The 21519-nt window shown below is 67.0% G+C and carries 19 protein-coding genes; 5 read left to right on the top strand and 14 right to left on the bottom strand.

What is annotated here, in order from left to right; translation table 11 throughout:
• Nucleotides 1–97: 97 nt before the first annotated feature.
• The 10 genes from K7711_RS19530 to K7711_RS19485 form a co-directional block, all read right to left on the bottom strand.
• Entirely contained in the window at nucleotides 98–487 is a 390-nt protein-coding gene (locus K7711_RS19530) for a carboxymuconolactone decarboxylase family protein (RefSeq protein ID WP_222970826.1), read from the bottom strand.
• A gap of 79 nt (nucleotides 488–566) precedes the next feature.
• Nucleotides 567–2669, bottom strand: coding sequence for an acetate--CoA ligase family protein (locus K7711_RS19525; RefSeq protein ID WP_222970825.1), 2103 nt, complete (start codon nucleotides 2667–2669; stop codon nucleotides 567–569).
• A 58-nt stretch (nucleotides 2670–2727) separates the two neighbouring features.
• The gene (locus tag K7711_RS19520; protein ID WP_222970824.1) at nucleotides 2728–3888 is read right to left on the bottom strand and encodes an acyl-CoA dehydrogenase family protein; all 1161 of its coding nucleotides are present in this window, start codon (nucleotides 3886–3888) and stop codon (nucleotides 2728–2730) included.
• A 27-nt stretch (nucleotides 3889–3915) separates the two neighbouring features.
• The gene (locus K7711_RS19515; RefSeq protein WP_222970823.1) at nucleotides 3916–4527 is read right to left on the bottom strand and encodes a VOC family protein; all 612 of its coding nucleotides are present in this window, start codon (nucleotides 4525–4527) and stop codon (nucleotides 3916–3918) included.
• A gap of 53 nt (nucleotides 4528–4580) precedes the next feature.
• Entirely contained in the window at nucleotides 4581–5348 is a 768-nt protein-coding gene (locus tag K7711_RS19510; RefSeq protein WP_222970822.1) for an SDR family NAD(P)-dependent oxidoreductase, read from the bottom strand.
• Between the two features lie 43 nt (nucleotides 5349–5391).
• On the bottom strand, nucleotides 5392–6534 hold the full coding sequence (locus tag K7711_RS19505) for a thiolase family protein (protein ID WP_222970821.1): 1143 nt from the start codon (nucleotides 6532–6534) through the stop codon (nucleotides 5392–5394).
• Between the two features lie 49 nt (nucleotides 6535–6583).
• Nucleotides 6584–8047: an NAD-dependent succinate-semialdehyde dehydrogenase gene (locus tag K7711_RS19500; protein ID WP_222970820.1), complete on the bottom strand. Its 1464-nt coding sequence runs from the start codon at nucleotides 8045–8047 to the stop codon at nucleotides 6584–6586.
• A 13-nt stretch (nucleotides 8048–8060) separates the two neighbouring features.
• Nucleotides 8061–9848: a thiamine pyrophosphate-binding protein gene (locus tag K7711_RS19495; RefSeq protein WP_222970819.1), complete on the bottom strand. Its 1788-nt coding sequence runs from the start codon at nucleotides 9846–9848 to the stop codon at nucleotides 8061–8063.
• A 60-nt stretch (nucleotides 9849–9908) separates the two neighbouring features.
• A complete protein-coding gene (locus K7711_RS19490) occupies nucleotides 9909–11279 on the bottom strand; it encodes an MmgE/PrpD family protein (RefSeq protein ID WP_222970818.1) in 1371 nt (456 codons plus the stop codon).
• A 296-nt stretch (nucleotides 11280–11575) separates the two neighbouring features.
• Nucleotides 11576–12961, bottom strand: a complete 1386-nt coding sequence (locus K7711_RS19485; RefSeq protein ID WP_222970817.1) for an MFS transporter — start codon at nucleotides 12959–12961, stop codon at nucleotides 11576–11578.
• Between the two features lie 278 nt (nucleotides 12962–13239).
• Here K7711_RS19485 and K7711_RS19480 point away from each other — a divergent pair, with 278 nt between their 5' ends.
• Nucleotides 13240–13470, top strand: a complete 231-nt coding sequence (locus K7711_RS19480) for a hypothetical protein (protein WP_222970816.1) — start codon at nucleotides 13240–13242, stop codon at nucleotides 13468–13470.
• A 137-nt stretch (nucleotides 13471–13607) separates the two neighbouring features.
• Complete coding sequence (locus K7711_RS19475; protein WP_222970815.1) at nucleotides 13608–13763, top strand: cupin domain-containing protein; 156 nt, start codon at nucleotides 13608–13610, stop codon at nucleotides 13761–13763.
• 60 nt (nucleotides 13764–13823) lie between these two features.
• Here K7711_RS19475 and K7711_RS19470 read toward each other — a convergent pair whose 3' ends face one another.
• A complete protein-coding gene (locus K7711_RS19470) occupies nucleotides 13824–15278 on the bottom strand; it encodes an aldehyde dehydrogenase (RefSeq protein WP_235747379.1) in 1455 nt (484 codons plus the stop codon).
• A gap of 281 nt (nucleotides 15279–15559) precedes the next feature.
• On the opposite strand from K7711_RS19470, the gene K7711_RS19465 reads away from it, so the two are divergent.
• Nucleotides 15560–16315 (top strand): IclR family transcriptional regulator, encoded by a 756-nt coding sequence (locus K7711_RS19465; protein ID WP_222970814.1) that lies wholly within the window; start codon nucleotides 15560–15562, stop codon nucleotides 16313–16315.
• A gap of 270 nt (nucleotides 16316–16585) precedes the next feature.
• Here the strand turns inward: K7711_RS19465 and K7711_RS19460 are convergent, their stop codons facing one another.
• Together K7711_RS19460 and K7711_RS19455 are read right to left on the bottom strand one after the other, a co-directional pair.
• A complete protein-coding gene (locus K7711_RS19460) occupies nucleotides 16586–17584 on the bottom strand; it encodes an amidohydrolase family protein (RefSeq protein WP_222970813.1) in 999 nt (332 codons plus the stop codon).
• 26 nt (nucleotides 17585–17610) lie between these two features.
• Nucleotides 17611–18006, bottom strand: coding sequence for a carboxymuconolactone decarboxylase family protein (locus K7711_RS19455; RefSeq protein WP_222970812.1), 396 nt, complete (start codon nucleotides 18004–18006; stop codon nucleotides 17611–17613).
• A gap of 204 nt (nucleotides 18007–18210) precedes the next feature.
• On the opposite strand from K7711_RS19455, the gene K7711_RS19450 reads away from it, so the two are divergent.
• Complete coding sequence (locus K7711_RS19450) at nucleotides 18211–19002, top strand: SDR family NAD(P)-dependent oxidoreductase (RefSeq protein WP_222970811.1); 792 nt, start codon at nucleotides 18211–18213, stop codon at nucleotides 19000–19002.
• Nucleotides 19003–19205: 203 nt separating this feature from the next.
• Nucleotides 19206–19958, top strand: a complete 753-nt coding sequence (locus K7711_RS19445; RefSeq protein WP_222970810.1) for an IclR family transcriptional regulator — start codon at nucleotides 19206–19208, stop codon at nucleotides 19956–19958.
• A 328-nt stretch (nucleotides 19959–20286) separates the two neighbouring features.
• Here K7711_RS19445 and K7711_RS19440 read toward each other — a convergent pair whose 3' ends face one another.
• Nucleotides 20287–21468 carry an FAD-dependent monooxygenase gene (locus tag K7711_RS19440; protein ID WP_222970809.1) on the bottom strand — a complete coding sequence of 394 codons (1182 nt, stop codon included), beginning with the start codon at nucleotides 21466–21468 and terminating at the stop codon, nucleotides 20287–20289.
• Nucleotides 21469–21519: the final 51 nt, after the last annotated feature.

Below are 21519 nucleotides of genomic sequence, written 5' to 3'. Positions count from 1 at the left end.
TCACTACGTCGTCAACTACGTCACCGTGCGGCCGGGGCCCGCCCTCTCGGGCCGGGCCCCCAACCCGCGTTGTCACTACGGAAGCGGGAGCGCCGGCTCAGCCGACGGAACCGTTCTCCCGAGCCTTCGCGACCTCGTCCGCCAGCGGCGCCAGCATCGAAGTCAGTGCCTGTTGGTTGGTCAGCCCAACCAGTTCGAGCGCCTCGAGGATCTCGTCCTCCGAAGCATCGTGGGCGAGCGCGCCACGAACATGGAACCGGAAGCCGAACTCCCGCAGCGACGCCGCGTTCAGGCACGCCAGGATGATCTCCTTGTACTTGCGGGGGACGCTATTGCGACGGTCCAGCACGTACGTGGTCGTGTCGTGCATCAACTCCAGCATGTCTGGGTCGCGTGCAGCGAGGAGCTTCGGCCAGGCACGCACGCCCCGCTCCCGTTCCACCCGCTCCAGCACCTCTTTCGACCGCTGCGAATCGACCTCGGCCACGTTCCTCACACCCTCACGTTTTTCGTTATTTCGAATTATTGTTCAGAATACAGTACATATACGAGGTGCCGCTGGTCGGTCACAGCACGACGAGTCCGTCCACCGCCACCACGCCGGCTCCCTCCGGACCGACCAGCAGCGGGTTGATCTCGGCCTCGGAGATGCACCTCAATGCCGGGTCGAGCGCGGCAAGCTGGGAAATCGCTACGACCGAGGCCGCCAGCGCCGCAGTGTCCCCAGGCGGCAGTCCTCGGTAGCCGCGCAACACAGCCAGACCGGTGACCTCCTCGATCATCGCCCGCGCATCCTCCGGGCCCACCGGAGCCAGCCGCACGGCGATGTCCCTGTAGAGCTCGGCGAGCACTCCGCCGACGCCAAGCATCACGACCGGCCCAACCTCGGGATCGCGGCGGAATCCGAGGATCACCTCGGCCAGACCCTTCTCCATACGCTGCACCAGGATTCCGTCGATATCCGCGTCGGGGTGGCTCGCGGCCACGTTCGCGCGGATCGTCCGCACCGCAGCGGCAAGCTCGGCCGCGTCCTGGATCCCCAGCACGACACCGCCTGCATCCGTCTTGTGCGGGACGTCCGCCGAGAGCACCTTGGCCACCACCGGGAACCCGACGCACGAGTCGAGCTCCATGCCCACCTCGAGGTCCGTGAGCACGGCGGATGCCGCGGTCGGGATGCCCAGCGCGCCGAAGACCCCGGCCGACTCGACCTCATTGGGGCGCAGTTCGCCTAACGCCTTCAGCCGTGCCGCGACCGCGGCGAGACGTTCGGCGTCAGCAGCGGGCGGGACGGCGGGTGCGGTCCACCGGCTCCAGGCCCGCACGGCGTCCGCGCAGGACTCGGGAGTCCGGAAGCCCGCAACGCCTGCCTCAGCAAGGCGAGCCAGGCCCTCGACGGCGTGCGGAGCCAGGAACGTCGCCACCAGCTTGTCCCGCTGCGCGGCCCGTATGATTGGCTCAACCGAGATCTCCGGCTGGAACTGTGCGGAGCTGCCGGCGATCGCGAGCACGAGGTCGCAGTGGTCGGACGCCACGAGCTCGTCGATGACCGCCCCGTAAACCTCCGCCCTGGTGCCAGCGTGGGTCAGGTCGGTGAGTGGGCCGCGCGGGATGGTGACCCCCTTCGTGGCAAGCGCGTCGACGACCGCGTCGCTCGGCGGCACCACGTTCACTCCCATCGACCCGAGCCGGTCGACCACGGTAGCGGCGCCGCCACCGGTGGTCGACATCACCGCGACCCGGTGTCGTTCCGACGGTCGCTGCCCAGCCAACAGGGCAGGCAGCTCGAAAAGAGTCTCGATCGTGTCGACCCGCAGAATCCCGTTGGCGGCGAAGAAGGCATCCGCCACCTCGTCTGCGCCCGCCATCGCCCCGGTGTGTGAAGCAGCCAGGCTCCGGCCGACGTCCGAGCGGCCCAGTTTGTAGACGATCACCGGCTTGCCGGCTTCCACCGCCCGCCGCGCCGCCCGGCCCAGCCGTTTCGAATCCCGCAGCGTCTCAAGGAAGAGCAATACCGCGCCGGTGTCCGGGTCGTCGACGAACCAGTCGGTCAGCTCTGCCACCGTCAGGTCGCTCTCGTTACCGATGGAGACGACCTTGGAGAACCCAACGCCCCGGCCAAGGCCCCGCGACACCAGCCCTCCCGTCATGCTGCCGGACTGCGAGATCACGGACAATGGCCCCGGCGTGATGGTGAGCTGCTCGATCGCGGCGTTCACCGACAGCGCGCAAGACGGCTTCGTACTGACGATGCCGCTGCAATTCGGGCCGAGCAGCCGGACGCCGCCCTCTCGGGCCCGCTCAACCAGCTCGTCCTGCCGGCGCTGCCCTTCCGGACCGGCCTCGGCGAAGCCGTCCGCGTAGATGGTGGCGACCGGGACCTTGTGCTCGATGCACTGTTCCAGGGCCTCGCTCACTGCGGCCGCGGGCACCATCAGGAAGGCGTGGTCCACGGCGTCGGGCACCTCGTCGAGGCTCGGATACGCCCGATCCCCGAAGATCTCCGCCTGCTTGGGGTTGATCGGCACGATCTTGCCGGTGTACCCATGCCGGCGCAGCGTCCTCTGAGGACGCGAGGTGTGCTTGCCCGCGTTGCTCGACGCCCCCACAAGCGCCACCACTCGCGGCGCGAAGACTGCGTCGAAAACCATGCGGTCCTGCTCATTCACTGTCGACCCTTTCAGAGGTCGCGGGGCCGGTCGGCGCCCGCCACGGCGTACATTCGTGTCAGTCCTGCGGGCGTGGCGGCCGCTGCGGAAACCGCCGTTCGAAAACCGACTCGGCGATCCGGTTGAGCAGCATCTCGATCGTGCCGCCGGCGATCATCCAGCCGCGGGTGCGGCGCAGGCAGTACTCGACGAGCATCTCGTCGCTGTAACCCATCCCGCCAAGAACCTGCAGCGACTCGTTCGCTACGTCGAAGCCGGTTCGGTTGCACAACACCTTGGCGATGGCGGTCTGCTCCGTAGACGGGAATCCGTTCTCCGCGTTGGTCACCGCCCGATACAGCACCAGCTGGGCCGCGTCGAGCTTGATCTTCATTTCCGCGAACTTCCACTGCAGACCCTGGAACTCGCACAGCGGCCGGCCGAACTGACGGCGGGTCAGCGCGTGCTCCCGGGCGAGTTCGTAGGAGTAGCGGCCCAGGGCCAACGCACGGGCGCTGTTGCCGATGCGTTCAACGTTGAACCCGCTCATTTGCTTCTTGAACCCGCCTGGGCCGAGCAGCACATTCTCTTGCGGCACGTACACGTCGTCGAAGAACAGCGGGTTCCAGTCCTCGCCGCTAAGGAACGACGCGGGCTTGCCGAAGGCCAAGCCTTTCGCGCCACGCTCGACCAGCACGGACCCGATGCCGTTCGTACCGGGACCGAAGCGGACGTAGACCAGGAACACCGAGGCGTGCAGGCCGTGCGTCGTGAAGATCTTACTGCCATTGACCCGAAAGCCGTCGCCGTCCGGCGTCGCCGTCGTGGACAGCTCGGTCACCGCGGAACCCGCGTCCGGCTCGGTCATGGCCACGCAAATCAGGCCCGTTCCGTCCAGCAACGGCGCCAGGTAACGTTCTTTCTGGTCAGCAGTAGCGAAGTTGGCCAGCACTCGTAATGCGCCGAAGTTCCCCGCTTGGATCACGTCGGCGCTGCGCGGGCACGCAGCCGCGATCTCCTCGATCGCTATCACAGCATCCATCAGCGACCCGCCGCCACCGCCGTCCTCCTCATCGACCGTGATGCCCAATAGGCCGTTCGCGGCCATCTTCTTCGCGACGTCCCAGGGGTAGTCGCTGCTGTGCGCCCGCTCTCGTGAACCGGGCGCCAGCTCACGCTGGGCGAAATCCCGGACAGTGTCGCGGAAGAACTGCTGGTCCTGTGTGAGGTCGAACTCCACGTCGTCTCCTTTATCCGTGTACGGCGGTCAGGGCTGCCGCTCGAGCGAGGCGACATCGGCGGACACGAGAAAGTCCGCTCGGGAAGCGAAGCGCCGGATCGGCCTGGTGCCGTCCCAGGTTCGTGCCAGGGCCTCCATGGCGGCCACATACTGCCGCCTCGCCTCGGTCACGGGGATCACCTCGATCAGAACCCCGAGCAGCGGCGGGCCCGCGAAGTAGCTGACGTTCTTCTCACCGTCAGCGGTCCGAACAACGGTGACCTCCTCGAAGCCGCGGCGCTCGAGTTCAGCGCAGGCGTGCTCGTAGTCGTCCGGCCAGAACGCGAGATGCTGGACGCCCTCGCGGCCTTCCTCAAGGAACTCCCGGTAAGCCGACGGCGCATCGTTGTTCTGGGCGATCAGCTCGAACTGGGTCTCGCCGATGTAGGAGAACGCGACGGACATGTCCACTGGGCTCACCTCGCCGCGGTGCACGAACTCGCGGTCGCCAAGCGACTGCTCGATCACGATCCAAGGGCCGACGTCCATGACCTCGGTCCAGAAGGTCAGGGCCTGCTCGAGGTCGTTGACGATCATGCCGACTTGCATGCGCTCGCCGAGGAACGACGGGTAGTAACGGGCGTCGGGCAACTGGAACACGAAGACCTTCTTTTCTGCGACGGAGATGGACCGGGATGCTGGTGGGTGTCCGGTTACCGCGGAGGCATGCGGATGGCCCCGTCGAGACGGATGGTCTCGCCGTTGACATAGGAGTTCTCCAGCAGTGCCACGGCGAGGTGGGCGTAGTCCTCGGCGTGGCCCAGCCGCTTGGGGTGCGGCACGGCCGACGCGAGCGTTGTCCTGATGTCCTCGCGCAACCGGGCGAGCATCGGGGTGTCGAACGTGCCCGGGGCAATCGTGTTCACCCGGATGCCGATGCTCGCCAGGTCGCGGGCAGCGACCAGGGTGATCCCGTGTACAGCCGCCTTCGAGGCGGTGTACGAGGTCTGCCCGATCTGCCCGTCGAACGCCGCGACCGACGCGGTCAGCACCACCGCGCCGCGCCCGTCCTCAACCGGCTCGTTGGCGGCCATCCGCGCCGCGCTGAGCCGTAGCACGTTGTAGGTACCGAAGAGGTTGACCCGGACGACGTCCTCGAAGGACGCGAAGTCCCCCGGGTTGCCTTCCTTGTCGATGATCCGTAGCCGGTCGCCGCCACGGCCGGCGCAATGGACGACGCCGCGGAGTGGACCGTTCGCCTCGGCAGCGTCGAGTGCGGCACCGAACTGCTCGTCGTCGAGGATGTCCGCCGAGACGAAGGTCGCGGCTTCCCCGAGTTCCTTCACCACATCCGGCCCCGGTGACGACGGCAGGTCGACCAGGACCACACGGGCGCCCTGCCCGACCAGCCTCGTCGCCGTCGCGAGGCCGAGCCCGGACGCCCCTCCCGTGATGAGAGTCGATGTCCCGTCGAATTGCACTTGTCGTCTCCCTGCCTCGTTCTCGTAATCGGTCTCTCGCCGCCTACGCAACGAGCTCGACCAGCGTCGCGTTCGCGGTACCGCCGGCCTCGCAGATCGCCTGCAGGCCGTAGCGGATCCCGTTGTCGTGCATGTGATGGATCAGCCGGGTCATCAAAATCGCTCCCGACGCTCCGAGCGGATGGCCCACGGCCACCGCGCCGCCCAGCGGGTTCAACTTCGCCGGATCCGCACCGGTCTCGGACAGCCAGGCCAAGGGCACGGTTGCGAACGCCTCATTGACCTCGTAGACACCGATGTCCTCCAGCGGGACGCCACTGCGCTTCAGCAGTTTTGCTGTGGCCGGGATGGGCGCCGACAGGACCATCGTCGGGTCGTCGCCCGCGACCACGCCGGTGTGCAGCCGCGCGACCGGGGTCAGGCCCCGCTCGGCCGCCCGCTCCGGCGTGGTGACTACGAGCGCGGCCGCGCCATCGGAGATTTGCGACGAGTTGCCCGCCGTGACCACACCGCCCTCGGCGAAGGCCGACTTCAGACCCGCCAGCTTCTCCAGCGAGGAGTCCCGACGGATGCCCTCATCCACACGGAAGTCCGGCACCGACGGCAACGGCGCGAGCTGAGCTGCGAAGGCCCCAGCGTCCGTGGCCGCTGCTGCTTTGCCGTGCGAGGCAAGCGAGAACTCATCCAACTGCTGCCGCGAGAACGACCAGCGGACCGCCATCGCCTCGGCGCCCGCGCCCTGCTCGAAGGTGCTGCCCGGATAGCGCCCGGACATCAGCGGACCGTAGGGCTGGCCGACCGCACGGGTCGCCCCGAGCGGCACCCTGCTCATCGTCTCGACACCACCAGCGACCACCAGGTCGTAGCGCCCCGACATCACACCCATCGCGGCGAACTCGATCGCCTGATGGCTGGACCCGCAGGCGCGGTTGATCGTCACACCGGGGACGGATTCCGGCCAGCCGGCCGCCAGCAGGGCGAACCGGCCGACGTTGCCGGACTGGTCGCCCAACTGGGTCACACAGCCCCAGACGACGTCATCGACGTCATCGGCGCTCAACCCGGTGCGCTCCAGCACTGTGTTCAGCACATGGGCGGACAGGTCGACCGCATGGACCTCCGCGAAGGCCCCGTTGCGGCGGCCGATCGGCGTCCGCACGGCCTCGCAGATCACGGCTTCGCGCACAGCTCACTCCCTTGGTTCACGGACCGACCTCACACGGCCGGGTCGGCAGTCACAGCCCGCCCATGCAGATGTACTTCACCTCGAGGTAGTCCTCGAGGCCGTAGCGCGAGCCCTCGCGCCCGACGCCGGATTCCTTGATGCCGCCGAACGGGACGGCCTCGTTGGCCATCAGCCCGACGTTGATCCCAACCATGCCGGTCTCGATGGCTTCAGCCATCCTCCAGATCCGCCCGATGTCGCGGCTGAACACGTATGCGGCCAGCCCGTACTCGGTGTCGTTGGCTGCGCCGATTAGCTCGGCCTCGTCCCGGAAGCGAAACAGCGGGGCCAGCGGGCCGAACGTCTCGTCGCGGGACACCAGCGCGTCCGCAGTCACGTCCACGAGCACCGTCGGCTCGAAGAACGATCCGCCGAGCATGTGCCGCTTGCCACCGGCCGCCACGCGAGCGCCCTTGCCGACGGCGTCCGCTATGTGCTCCTCCACCTTCTCGACGGCGTCCGTGCTGATCAGCGGACCCATGACAGTGTCAGGGTCGGCACCGTCCCCCACCTTGATCTCCATGACCTTCGCCGCCAGCCGGGCAGCGAAGTCGTCGTAAACGGCTTCGTGCACATAGAACCGGTTGGCACCAACACATGCCTGTCCAGTGTTGCGGAATTTCGAGGCGATCGCCCCCTCGACGGCCGCATCGAGGTCCGCATCGTCGAACACGATGAACGGGGCGTTGCCGCCCAGCTCGAGCGCGAGCTTTTTGACCGTGCTGGAGCTCTGCTCCATGAGGATCTTGCCGACCCCGGTCGATCCGGTGAACGACAGCTTGCGCACTGTTGGGTTCGTAGTCAGCTCGCGACCCATGTTTTGTGGGTGCCCGGTGATGACATTGAGCACGCCGTCAGGAATCCCCGCGCGAGCCGCCAGTTCCGAGAGCGCCAGCGCGGAATACGGCGTCTCGGTGGCGGGCCGGACGACCATCGTGCAACCTGCGGCCAGCGCGGCGGCGGCTTTCCGCGTGATGATCGTGTTCGGGAAGTTCCACGGGGTAATCGCGGCACACACGCCCACCGGTTGCTTGATCACCACGACCCGGCGGTCTTGCGCTGGGGCCGGGATGGTCTCTCCGTATGCCCGGCGCGCCTCCTCGGCGAACCACTCGATGAACTGCGCGCCGCTGACGACCTCCGAAAGGGCCTCCCGGTAGGGCTTACCCTGCTCGGCGGTCAGCAGGTGTGCTAGGTCCTTCTGGTTCTCGATAACGAGGTCGAACCATCGACGAAGAAGCCGGCTGCGCTCCTTGGCCAGCAGGCCACGCCACGCGGGCAGAGCCGCGTCGGCTGCCTCGATCGCCCGGCGGGTCTCGACCGCCCCGAAGTAGGGCACCGTCCCAATCTCCGCGCCCGTCGCCGGGTTGCGGACAGGCACGGTCCCACCCGAGTCCGCGCCGATCCACTTTCCCCCGACATAGCACAGGTCGCGGTGCAGCGTCGGATCCTTCAACGCTAGTTCGCTCGCCATCGATCAGTTCCCCTCAGTCGTGGGCCGGCGTCGTGTCCGCATCAAGCGGACCGGCTTTCCAGGTGGCGTGGTAATCGGCGGGGTACGGGTACCAGATCGCGCGGTACTGCGGGGTTTCCAGTTCGGTGTCTACGCTGATCACGGTGGGCTTGCGGCTGTCGAGCGCCGCCTCCAGGGCCGGCTTGAAGTCGGCGGCCTTGCTGACCCTCACCGCCTCGGCACCCATCGCCACCGACATCCCGACGTAGTCGGGGCCCCAAAGCTCCTCCTCGCCCTCGATCCGGTAGTCGCACATGGACTCCCGGCCGTAGAGCTTCAACATGGTCTCGCGCTCGATCTGCAGCGAACGGTTGTCCATGACGATCCACACGATCGGCAGCTTCAGTTCCACCGCTGTGGGCACGACCGTGGCGCGCATGAGATATGCCCCGTCGCCGAGCAGCGCGATCGCGGGGCCGCGGTCCGAAGCCAGGCTCGCGCCCAGCACGGACGCCGCACTCCAGCCCATCCGATGCATGAACCCGCTGTGCACCACGTGCCGCGAGGACGCGGGCAGAAACGACGGGCCGAAGCTGAGCATGTTGCCGGTGTCGAAATGGATTGACGCGTCCGGGCACTTCTCGGCGACGACCGCAGCGGTGTCCGTGGTAACCCGCGCGTAGTGTAGCGGCGCGATATCCGAGGTGCGCATCTCTTCGGTGTCCGCCAGCCACGTCGTGCGCACGCCGTCGAGCTCGTCGGTCCAGGCTTTCCGCTCGGTGACGCCGACTTCGGTCGCGGCCTTGGTAAGCGCGTCCAGGCCGAGCCTGGCGTCGGAGTTCAGCGCGACCGCCGTCGGGTAGGCGCGGCCCAGCTCCGTCGGGTCGATGTCGATGTGGATCAGCTTGGTGGCATTCGGAATGTCGAACAGCGTCCAGGCGCCGGTGTCGATGTCGGTGAAGTGCGTCCCGACGCCGAGCACCACGTCCGCGCGCCGCGCACCGTGGTTGCCCTGGCCGGTGCCCGCGCGGCCGATGCACCCCAGGGACAGCCGGTGGTCCTCGGGGAATGCGGCCTTGCCGCTCGGGGTGACCGCGACCGGGATGCCAGTGGCCTCGGCGAATCTGAGCAGCGCGTCGTACGCGCCGGAGTTGGCGATACCGCTGCCGACCACCACGTACGGGCGCTCAGCATTCTTCAGCAGCTCGACCGCCTCGGCAACTCCCTGCGGATCGGGAGCTGGCCGCCGCGACACCATGTACGGCGTCGGGTCCGGCAGGTCGTCCGGGATCAGCGTGTTCTGGATGTCGAACGGCAGCGCCATCACGACCGGGCCCGGTCGACCGGTGTGCGCGGTCTGGTACGCGCGCAGGAAGGTCTCGATCACAGTATCGGGCCGGATGGCGGTGAACGCCTTCTTGGTGATCGGCTTGAGAATCGCCACCCAGTCCTCGGGACCGTGCCGGTAGAACTCCTCGATGCCCCCGCGATCGAACCAGTGGGTTGCGCCGACGCCCGCCAGCACCAGCATGCCGATCGACTCGTAGAAGGCCGTGGCGATGGGCGGCACCGCGTTCATGTTGCCGGGGCCCACGCTGGTGCTGACGATGGGCAGCGGGGCACCGCGCTTGCGTCGCCAGTATCCGTCCGCGAGTTCGACGGCGTGGTCCTCGCTTCGGACCGCCACACTCTGGATCTCGGTTTCGTGGACCAGGGCGTCGAGCAGCGCCCAGTTGCCGTGGCCATTCAGGCCGAAAGCGACCTCGGTGCCCATCTGCTCAAGCAGTCGGGCGATCGCCTGTGCGACCGTGATCTTTCCCATGTCAGGTGTCCTCGGGGGTCGGCGGCGGCGCTCACGGCGCCATCCGGTTAACAGGGGGAACTAGTCGGTGAAGATGCCCATGCAGGTGGGTACGTCGGTGACGGAGTCCAGCGAGTCGATGCGCTGGAGCACGTCGAACAGCTCGCGCGCCTCGATCTCGCCGTGGGTCTTCGTGGTGCATTCGCGGAACTTGCCCCACAGCTGCTCGGTGGTCAGCGGCTCGCTGGCGTGACCTGGGATCGAGGCGATGGGACCGCTCTCGAGGACCTCTCCGTTCTTGAGCTTCACCACCACGTTCTCTGTGGGCGAGAAGACCGGGTCGCGCTCGTCTACCTCGTCGACCGGGACCAGAGTCACCTTGGGATAGAAGGCCTGCATCTCTCGCCGTTGGACGACCTCGTCGGCCAGCTCCGGTACGCCCATCTTGCCGAGCAGCACCGCCGCCGCGATGCCGTACTGGCCGCTGAACTCCGCCTCCCAGCGGGTCTGCGGACGCTCGTAGACCAGGCAGGTGATCTGCCCCTTGCCCATGTGTACATCGACCGACTCGATTTCGTCCGCCGTCACGGGGTGTTCGGCGAGCAACCGGACTGTGGCGTTGAACGAGCGGTGCAGGAAGTAGCAGGTGGGGTGCAGCTTGATAAGCAGCTTGTGGTTGGGCAGGTACCACTCCTTGCCCAGCTTCGACGGTGAGTCGAGGTCCGGGGTGCGCGCGGTCGAGAACGCCATCAGGAAGCCCTGCTTGTTCTCGATCGCGTCCGGCCCCGCGGACATCCCGGCAGCGGCCAGGCGCGCGGCCACCAGCCCGTTGCGGGCCGCCATCCCGGCGTGGAAACCCTTCATCATCGAGCCGAAGTTCGAGAACAATCCGCCCGCATGGCTCGCGGCGATCGCAAGAGCTGTGGCGGCGCGTTCGGCCGGGAGGTGATGCAGCACCGCGCCCGCGGCGGCCGCAGCCATCGCCCCGAACACCGACGTTGGGTGCCAGCCCTTATTGTGGTAATCCCGGTCGCGGCGCCAGAGTTCGCACCAGACTTCGTAGCCCGCTACGAAGGCGGTGACCATCTCCTGGCCTGTCGAGCCAAGCACCTCGGCCTCGGCGAGGATCGCCGGAACGAGCACCGCGCTGGGGTGTCCCGACATCGACTGATCGTCGTAGTCCAGAGAGTGCGCGATCGCCCCCGCCAGAAGGGCTGCCTCCGGCGCTCCGATGAGCGACTCGGACAGGCACGAGCGGGCCTCGCGCACACCCGCAGCCGGCTCGGCGAGGGTCCGGCGAACGATGTCCGCAACCGGCTGGTCGATCCCCACCATGATCACGGCGACTGTGTCGGTGAACGCGTTCCGCACCATCGGCAGGACCTCGGGCGGGAGCTTGTCGTAGCTGATCTCCGCAAGGAACTGGCCTGCTTTCGCCGTCAGCGACTCCATGGACTACGTCCTCTCCACGTGGAACGGAGCCCGGTCCGTGGTCACAGACAGTGACCACGTCGCTCAGGCTGTTCAGAATGCCGTATGACTGTTCGTCATTAGCTACGGCCACTATACGAATCTCGCACCGCTCCGTCAAGCTCGGCGGGCCGTGCGATGCCCGAATCGGGCCCCCGGACGCCGACGGGCCCGCGTGGCGCCGAAGCGCCACGCGGGCCCGTCGCGCGAAACGCATTGCTCAGTACGTTTACGCAGCCCCAGTGACGCCTGACGGGGCCTCGCGGGGGCTCGCCCCGTCAGCGCGTCTCGGTCGACAGCGGGGCGTCCGCAGCCCCGCCGGCGCGCGGCACACCGGCGGACACTTCCTCGATCCGCTTCGCGGACTTTCCGCCCCGCCATACAGCAGTCAGGACAGTGCAGATCACCAGCGCGACGAGCGGCATCAGGAGGCCGGGTGTGACAGTGGCTCCGGACGACGCCCTGCCGACGAGGTAGGGGCCGATGAACCCGCCCAGCGCCGACAGGGTGTTGATGCCCGCGATCCCGACCACGGACTCCTTACGGGTGAGCGAAACCGTGCTCATCGCCCAGAACATGGGAATGAACGGGAACATCGCGAGCGCCGCGACGGTGAGCGCCACGAGCGCGGGCACGGGCTGGGCGCGCAACAGGATGACCCCTGCCAGGCCGAGAGTGCTCACAAGCGCGAGCCCGGTCGTCAACAGGCGCAACTCCGTCGGCCGCTTGCCGAACCTGGAGAACACCAGCAGGCCGCCGATCGCGAAGAGGTACGGCACGACGGCAACGAGGCCAATGTTCGTCGCGCTGTACGTAGGATTGATCTGTTTGAGGACGAGCGGCACGAAGAGGTTGAACCCGTAGAAGCCGAGCGCGAAGACGAAGTTGATGAGGCCGAGGTGCAGAACCCTGGGGGACTTGAGCGCCGCCAGCTGCGCCCACAGCCCGTGCCTGGTCTCCGACACGGTTTCGGCGTCGATCGACCGCAGCAGCCACGTGACCTCACGCTCGGTCAACCATCGCGCTTTCACGGGCCGATCCGGCAGCAGCCGCAGGATCAATAAGCCGACGAGCACCGCTGGAACCCCCGTCAACACGAAGACCCACTGCCAGCCTTGAAGGCCGAACCAACGCACGTGGTCGAGGATGACACCCGAAGTGAGACCCCCAATCACGAAGGCAACGGGCTGGGCGATGACCAGCCAGCTCAGGGCGACGGCGCGGTCGCGGCCACGGAACCAGCGCGTCAGGTAGAGCACCATGCCGGGAAAGAACCCCGCCTCGGCGAGCCCGAGCAGGAAGCGCGCGATGTAGAGCTGCGTCTCGTTCTGCACGAAACCGGTCAGCACCGTGACGATGCCCCAGCTCAGCATGATGCGCGTCATCCAGACCCGGGCACCGAACCGCTCCATCAGGATGTTGCTCGGGATCTCACAGACGCAGTACGCGATGAAGAAGACGGCCGCGGCCAGCCCGTACGCCGCCGCCGTGACGCCAAGGTCGGTCGCCAGCCCGAACTGGGCGTATCCGAGGTTGACCCGATCCAGATAGGACATCACCGAGCCGAGGAAGATCAGCGGGATCACGTGTCGGGACACCCTCGATACGAGCGCCTTTTGCTCGTCGGCGGCCAGCGCCGTGGCCCGGTCGTTGGAAGTTGTCACAGATACTCCCCATGTCGTCATTGACGAGGCGGTCGTGGACAGCGGAGCTACACACCGGTCCAGGATTCATATTTAAGTACAGCCATACCAGATATCGGCCGAGACTATGAATACCTGGCCCGCAGTGTCAATGTCAATGTTGCGGCGACCATCGATTACCGATATTGGACGACGGCTAGCAGGTACGTATATGGGGACAAAATCGACATCCTTGCGTATGAGACTGAAGCTCCGACACACTGCATCGACTTTGACGACGACGCTGGGAGGACAACGACATGGCCGGCAGGTACCTCAACGTTCGCGCACGCCGAACGGTGGCGGGGCTGAACGAGTCGGGGCGCTCGACGATCGTTGACGACGCCTTCACCGAGACCCGCGTGGCGACCGAGGCCTTCACAATCAACCAGATCTGGCAGGTCACGCACATGCCTGCGAACGTGCTCGCCGAAGAGACCCTCGGTGACAAAGCGGTCATCCCACCGCCCCGTACGGCTTCACCTACGTGATCACCACATTCCCGCCGGACAGCGACTAGAACGTCGCCGACAAGTAGGAGTCACTGGAGGCGTCCGTCGCGGAGGATGCCTACGTCGGTGGGGACATCCCCGGACTGCACGCCACGGACTCTCTCGACCTCATCACCGTGGTCTCGGGCGAGATCTGCGCGGCCCTCAAGTCCGCGCAGGCCCTGCCGAAAGCGGGCGACTCCTTCATCCAGCGCGGCACCAAGCACACCTGCAGCAACCGTTCCGACCAGCCTGGCGTGATCGCGGCACTGCAAGTCGGCGCCACGCACTGACCCCGACACGCCCGGCCGGGCGGTGACATCACCTGCCCGCCGGATTTCCTGTGCGGCAGTTCAGTCCGCCGCGAGCTTCTCCGCGTAGTCCGCAGGCAGCCCCAGGGACTTGATCTCCATATAGGCCTCGAGGCCCTCGCGTCCGGCTTCTCGGCCGATCCCGCTGCTCTTGAAGCCGCCCATCGGCGCTGTGAAGCCCGCCGAGCTGCCATTGATCTCTACGGTGCCGGTGCGGATCCGGCGCGCGAGCGCCAGGCCGTGCTCGACGTCCGCCGTGTAGACGGCGCCGCTAAGGCCGTAAACAGAGTCGTTGGCGATGGCGACGGCCTCGTCCTCGTCGTCGTAGGTCAGCACCGAGAGCACCGGCCCGAAGACCTCCTCCTGCGCGATTCGCATATCCGGGGTCACGTCGGCGAAGACCGTGGGTTCGACGAACCAGCCCCGGTCGATCCCTGCCGGACGGCCGCCACCGACGACGACCCTGGCTCCCTGCTCGCGCCCTGATGCCACGTAGGATTCGACCCGCTCGCGGTGTCGGGCGCCCGCCATCGGCCCGATCTGGGTGAACTCGTCGAACGGGTCCCCGACCGGCATCGATGCCAGGAGCGCGGTCAGCCGTTCGAGCAGTTCAGCCTCCCGTCGCCGGGACACCACCAGTCGGGTCTTGAGGCTGCACACCTGGCCGCTGTTGCGCAGCGATCCCAGCCGCAGGCTCTCGACAGCCGAGTCGAGGTCGACGTCGTCAAGGAAGACCGCAGCCGACTTTCCGCCGAGCTCCAGGGTCACCCGCCGGAGGTCGTTGCCGCATCTCGCGGCGATACGCCGCCCGGCCGCCGTGGAACCGGTGAACGTCACCTTGTCCACGCCGGGGTGTCCGACGAGGTACTCGCTGGCTTCGCGGTCAGCGGGGACCACGTTTACGACGCCGTCAGGCACACCGGCCTGCTGAAGCAGCTCGGCCATCAGATACGCGTCGAGCGGAGTCTCCGGCGCCGGTTTGAGCACCAGAGTGCACCCGGCGAGCAGGGCGGGGACGACCTTCTGCATGGCGACGCTCTGCGGCACGTTCCACGGAATCACGGCGGCGACGACGCCGACGGGCTCGTGCGTGACCAGCGCATCGCCCGCCGTGCCGCGGCGCAGCTCGTCGAACGGATATTCCAGAGCGACTTGAAGGTAGGCTTCCAGGATCATCCGCGGCGTTGTCGCCTGAATGGTGCGGGACAACGCGATCGGGCAGCCCATCTCCTCGGTGATGAGCTCAGCGATGACGTCCCGGTTCTTCTCGTAGAGGTCCCGGAACCGCTCGAGCACGGCCACCCGTTTGTCGACCGGCGTCCGCGGCCAGCGGCCGTGGTCGAAGGCCTGCCGGGCGGCCGTTACGGCGCGGTCAACATCCGCCACCGTCCCCGACGGGACGGTGGCGATCTTCTCTTCGCTGACCGGGGAAACGACGGCGATGGTGTCGGTCCCTGAGGACTCAACCCACTCCCCGCCGACGAACAGCCGGTCCAACTTCCCTCTCCAGCCCACGATGCTCCTCTCCCGAGGCCTCGCCCCGGATCGTCGGTCAACCAAACGGACGCCATGTGCCTGCGTTGGTACCTTCGTCGCCCCGACCTGCCGGTCACGGCCCGCAGTGCGCGTGCAAGCGACGTAGCCGGACACACCCAAACGCAGCAATTCTCATATCGTACGCGATATCGTGCAATCATACGTACATAGAGACGTACGATCTCGTCGAGCACGGGATGCGTGACACCGCAAGGCCACCTCGCCCACCGAGGAGAAAACCGATGACCTCAACCGCCACCGATCGCCATCAGGCCACCACCGACGAGCACCGCACCGTCACGCGAGTGATGTCCATCATCGAGATGGTGGTGCGGACCGAGGCGAACAGTGTCCGTCTAGCAGACCTGGCCGCGTCGATCGGCGCGCCCAAGTCATCGATCCACAGCCTGGCCAAGGGCCTGGTCGCGACCGGCTACCTGCGCGAAGACAAGGCCCGCTACTTCATCGGGCCCGCGATCTCGGGCCTACTGGCGACTGGCTCGACCGAGCGCTCCTCCGCCTACCAGCACACCCTGACACGGCTGACCGAGACCTGGGGCGAGACCACCATCCTCGCAACCCTGGTCGGGGACACCCTCGTCTACGTCGACGTGGTGGAACCGCAGGCGGTGATCCGGGCGTCACCCGCTCGACACAAGCGCCAACTGCTGTGGCCCCGAAGCAGTGGCAAGATCTTCCTCGCGCATATGGAGCCGCGGCGGATCGACAACTACCTCCGACGGCACCTCGCCGAGCCGGAATTGGAGGAGGCGGCCCGCGACGAACTGCGCGTGGTTCGCGAGACCGGGATCGCGATCAACTCCAACGGCTACGGCGGTCTTGAGATAGGCATCGCCAGCCCCGTGGTTTTCGCCGGTTCACCGGTCACCCTCGCAGTCGCGGTAGCCGGGCCCGACGCCCGGATGAGGAGCAAGATGGACGATCTGCCCAGGAGCCTGCTGGCCGCCGCGCGGGCACTGTCCGGCCGCACCCGCTAGCAGGCTCCTCGCCGCTCAGCCCGTCCCAAATCGGTCCACCCCCAACCGCAGTGGGCCGAGCAACGCCCCTGGCGCCCGCGACACCGAATACAGGCAGTGCTGACACTTGACCACGTCGAACCACCCGCCCCGCTGCTCACCGGATAGGCTGCCAAAGCGGCGGCACTGCAGCGGGGGCACGCTCCCTCAACTGGTGCACGCTCCCAGCAGAGCCCGCGATCATCAACCGAAAGCTCGTTCACGTCGCGCCTTTCCTCTCCACAGTCGGACTCAGCCCAGGCGGTAGACCCGCCTGGCCGTGCCGGAGTACAGCTCGGCTTTCTCCTCGGCCGAGCATGTGGCGGTGATGAGCTTGAGCGCGTTCCACAGCGGGACCCAGCCCGCGCTGCGGCTGTCCGCCGGATAGTTGCTCTCCACCATGCAGCGCCCGGTTCCAAAGATCTCAATCGTCCGCTCGACATACGGTCGCCACGCCTCGGCGAGCATAGGCGAGCTGATCGCCCCCTCTCCCTTCTCGAAACCGAATCCCCAGAATGGCAAGCCGAGGCCGCCGACCTTGCAGGAGACATTGGGCCTCCGGGCGAGCTCACGCAGGTTGGCCGCCCACCGCTCCTCAACCTCCGCGCGCTCGGCCGCGCCCGCCCCATACACCAGAGCCATACCGCAATGATTGAGCACGATGGTCGTCGCCGGGAAAGCATCCGCCAACTCGGCGATGTCGGGTAGCTGATGATGGAAAGCCGCCGCATCGAACGACAACCTGCGAGGCGCCAGCTCGCCAAAACCCTCCCGAAAGCCGGGCCGCTGGAGGATACCCGCCTCTGGCGCCTTAGTGTAGAACCGCGCGAGTTCGGGCCAGGGCGGGTCGTTGGTGAGGACGCGAACCCCGCGGAGCCGGTCCGGCGCGGCCGCGACCGCCCGGTCCAGCAACTCGGCGACCCGAGCACCGGCCGATAGGTCCGCGTACGCCACGATTCCCGCGGCGACGCGGCACGCCCCGTACCCGCCGCTGGCGCTCATCGCCGCCACACCGTTCACGAACTCGACCTCGCCAAGCGGCTTCAGGATCTCGGGCCCCTCGGCGCGCTCCATCGCCCGCGTCTCAACGTATACCGACGCCACGACGTGGTGGCCCGCACCCACGTCATCGAGGTAGTCCTCGATCATGTAGCGACCACTCGGCCGCTCGAAGAGGTGGTGGTGCGTGTCCACGATCTGGAGGTCGGGCTCCAGGATTTCCTCGGCACGCCCCTCGTGCTGTCTGTTCACGAAAATTCCTTGCTGTGCCTGGGCGCCTACCGTACGTCCGCGGTCTGGCTCTCGAGCTCCTCGAACACCCTCCGGGCAACCTTGAAGCCGCTCATCCCAGCCGGCATGCCCGCATAGACGGCGACCTGCAGCAGGCACTCACGGACCTCTGCCTTGGTCACCCCATTAGCGACCGCACCTCGGATGTGGCCGGAGAGCTCGTCGAGCCGGCCGAGAGCGGCGAGCATGCCGATGTTGAGCATGCTGCGGCTGCGCCGGTCCAGGTCCGGGCGGGTCCAGATCTCGCCCCAGCAGAACTCGGTGACCAGCCGTTGCATCGACATGGTGAAGTCGTCGGCATCGGCAAGCGCCTTGTCCACGTAGGACCGGCCCGCCACCTCCCGACGCACCTCAAGCCCCTTCTCCCACAACTCCTCGTTCAACGTCGCCTCCTCCTCAAATCAATGGCAGCGCCGTGCGCAGACCAACACATCGCGTTCGACATAATGAACGTGCGTACGTTATTCTACAGAGTGGCGGCACGTCAAGATGTCGTTGGGCCCGTCGGCCGAAATCCGCCCGCCGGACGAAACCTGGAGGCAACGTTGCCGGACACCTCTCCACCCAGCGAATCCCCGCGGCGCTACTTGATCACCGGCGCCGCCAGCGGGATCGGCCAATCCGTCGCGGAACTCGCCGCGGACTCCGGAGCATCCCTCACTCTGATAGACGTCGACCAAGCGTCCCTCGGCACCGTTGCCGCTTCGGTCCGTGACCGTGCCACAGTCGTCAAGACCGTCGTGGCCGACCTCGCCGATCCCAGGGTGCCCGAGACCGTCGTGGCCACCGCCGTCACGGCGATGGGCGGTATCGATGCGCTCATCAGCAACGCAGGCATGGCCCCGCGCTCGAGCCTTCTGGACCTGACCGTCGGGGCGTTCGATCTCTCGGTCGCAGTGAACACGCGCGCCACCTGGCTACTTGGCAAGGCAGCACACCCTTGGCTGTCGCGATCTGAGGGAGCCGTCGTGGCGACAGCCTCGATCACCGGCCATCAGCCGACCACACCAATCGGCGCCTACGCCACAGCCAAGGCCGGGCTGTTGATGCTCGTCAAGCAGATGGCACTGGAGTGGGGACCGGACGGCATCCGTTGCTGCACCGTCTCACCGGGGCCCACGATCACCGGGATGACCGCGGGCCTGTTCAACGACGACAACGATCCGACCCAACGCGCCATGCGCAAGTTCCGGGAGTCCCATCTCCCGCTCCGCAAGCTGGGCCGAGCGGAGGAGGTCGCCAGGGCCGTTCTTTTCCTCGCCAGTCCTGCCGCCAGCCAGATCACGGGTGTCGATCTACTGGTCGATGGCGGCCTCTCGCTCGCACTGATGTCGGCCGCGGGAGGCTGGCGCCCCAGCAAAGAGGATCCAACCGACTGAGTGCGGTAGAGGTATCCCTATTCTGCTGATATCAGGACTACGAGCCCGGGGCCCGGGAGCTCGTCCAGCGGGGTGGGCACTATGTCCGTGTCGGGCCTGGTAGCTTTCTCCTTAGACAGCAAAACGCGAACAGCCGATCAGATCGTCGAACGCCGAACGTTCGTGGCGAAAGACGCGATCTACCAAGACAAGGGGATTTCGGCATGAGCCACGCCGTGAGCGATGACCGACCGACGCCTGCGCTCGCGCCCGAGCACCGCACGGTCAGTCGGGTCATGTCGATCCTCGAGCATGTGGTTGGGAGTGAGCCACATGGTCTGCGTCTGGGTGACCTGGCGACGGTCATGGATGCACCGAAATCGTCGATCCACGGGCTCGTCAGGGGGTTGATCGCCACGGGCTACGTAGTAGAGCGGGACGCGCATTACCTCCAGGGGCCAGCGATCTTCAGTCTTCTCGCGAGCGGTAAGCCACTCCAGGTGCCCATCGCTTTCCACCATGCCCTGGAGAAGCTTGCCGCGGAGTGGAACGAAACGGCGTTGCTCGCAACCCTGGTCGGCGATTCGGTGATTCACATCGACATCGTCGAGTCGACACACACCATTCGAGCGCATCCACCCCTCCATGAGCGACGACCGCTGTGGCCCGTCAGCTACGGCAAGTGCTTCCTCGCGTTCATGGCACCACGACGGCGAGACGCCTACCTGCGCCGGTACATCGAATCCGATGAGCGTGGCGCTGTACTTCGCGAACTGGACGACATCCGAGCCAACATGATCGCCTTCAACCGCAACAGCGAGCTCTGTGGTGTCGCCAGTCCCATCATCGTGAGTGGGTCGGAGGTCACCATGGCCGTGGGCCTGACTGGACTCGCCCCCCGGATGGCCGACCGGCTCAAAGAGATCGAAGACAGCGTGCGGGAGGCCGCCCGCGCGCTGTCCGCGGTCCGCGCCTAAGCGGCGTTGCCCAAGCCCCGGGCAGGTGAGGCTGGAGCCCGAAGTTTGATGTGCATCACTGCCACGTAGGGCAGGCCAGCACGCTGCAGCGGACAGTGACCGCGCAGTGTCGCCGAGTGCGGACAATGGTCGTCTCGTTTAGCCGTCATAGGCGAATCGCGGCCACCTGAAGCGCCGTGACTAACCTCAGGACACGCGATGCGACCCCTGCGCTGCGGTCCTCTCGACTTGGACGGTGACCTGTGCGTGTTGCTGGAGGACGGTTTTCCGCCGTCGGCCAAGCGGGACAGCACGGTGCCCGCGGCCACCCGCGAGACGGCGCGCGCGGTCATGATCGCCTCGACCAGCGGCAGCAAACGGGCTGAGCTGCGTTGCGGGCTCCGGCGGCCTGGCCCGCGAAGGAGCGACTGAACTGCTGTCCGGACTGCACCGAGGCCCGGACGCGGCCCAGCCGCGCCCGCTCGTAACGCTCCAAGGCCGGTGCCATACGCGGTCCACGAACGCCTGCTGCGACGGCTTCGGCGACCACCTCGGCGTCATGCAGGGACATGCTGAAACCGGAGCCGGTCATCGGCGTGGGCACGTGAGCCGCATCCCCGACGAGGGCGAGGCGTCCGTTGACCAGCCGATCAGGAACGTATTCGGCGATCGGGATGCCGAGGACGGCGCGCCGCTCAACGCTGTCGCTGATGACATCGCGCCAAAGCGACGGCCACAGGCCACTGGCTTCGACCTCGAGTTCGCGCAGTGTCGTCTCGGGGACGTCGGCGGCGCGCAGAGAATGCTGGACGACTTCGCCGACCACGCAACCCTTCTCGCGCAGCAAATCGTTGCGGCTGGTGTCGTACCAGGCCCAGCCGAGCTGTCGAGAGCCGGGAGAGAAGGAGCCCTTCGGACTGGATAACGGGTAGCCGATGAGGCAGTCGCGGCCTCGGTAAAAGATGTCACTGTCACGTGGCCAGCGGTGACGCGTCCCGATCGCGGGCTCGTCCACCAACCCGAGCCAGATCGTGTATCCGGCGAAGGTCGCGTCAGGATGGTGAGGCGCAACGCTGCGCCGCACCACGCTGCGGTGACCATCGGCGCCGATCACCACGTCAGCCCTGAACATGTCGCCGTCCACAGTGGTCGCCCAGGCCGCTTCAACATCCTGGCCTACGTACCGGACGGTCGCGGCGTGTCGCAGCCTGATGTACGGATCAGCTTCGACGGCTGTGCGCAAACGCGCGTGAACGGCGGACCAAGTTTGACAAGTCTCGTGCGTCGTTTCATCCCTGACCGTACGCGCGCGGCCGGTGATGTGCTCCAACATCCGTTCGGTAACCCCGCCGAGCGCGGCCCCGGTATGGGGGAAGGCGCTTGCGCGTTCCAGTATCGTCACGTCGATCCCGGCGCGTGACAATGCGAGGCCAGTCATCAGGCCCGAGAGTGAGGCGCCGACGACGACCGCAGTGCCCTTGCGCTCGCGCCGGATACTGCCAACACTCACGGAACGCTGCTTCGTGCTCATCGTGGGGGTCCCTTCAAGAGTTCAAGATTGCGCTCGGACGCTGCCGACGCC

It is taken from the genome of Nocardia coffeae (genome assembly GCF_019890715.1).
Lineage (GTDB): Bacteria > Actinomycetota > Actinomycetes > Mycobacteriales > Mycobacteriaceae > Nocardia > Nocardia jiangxiensis.
The sequence above is the reverse complement of the archived record's forward strand: the minus strand, read 5'-3'. Positions and strand labels throughout refer to the sequence as shown.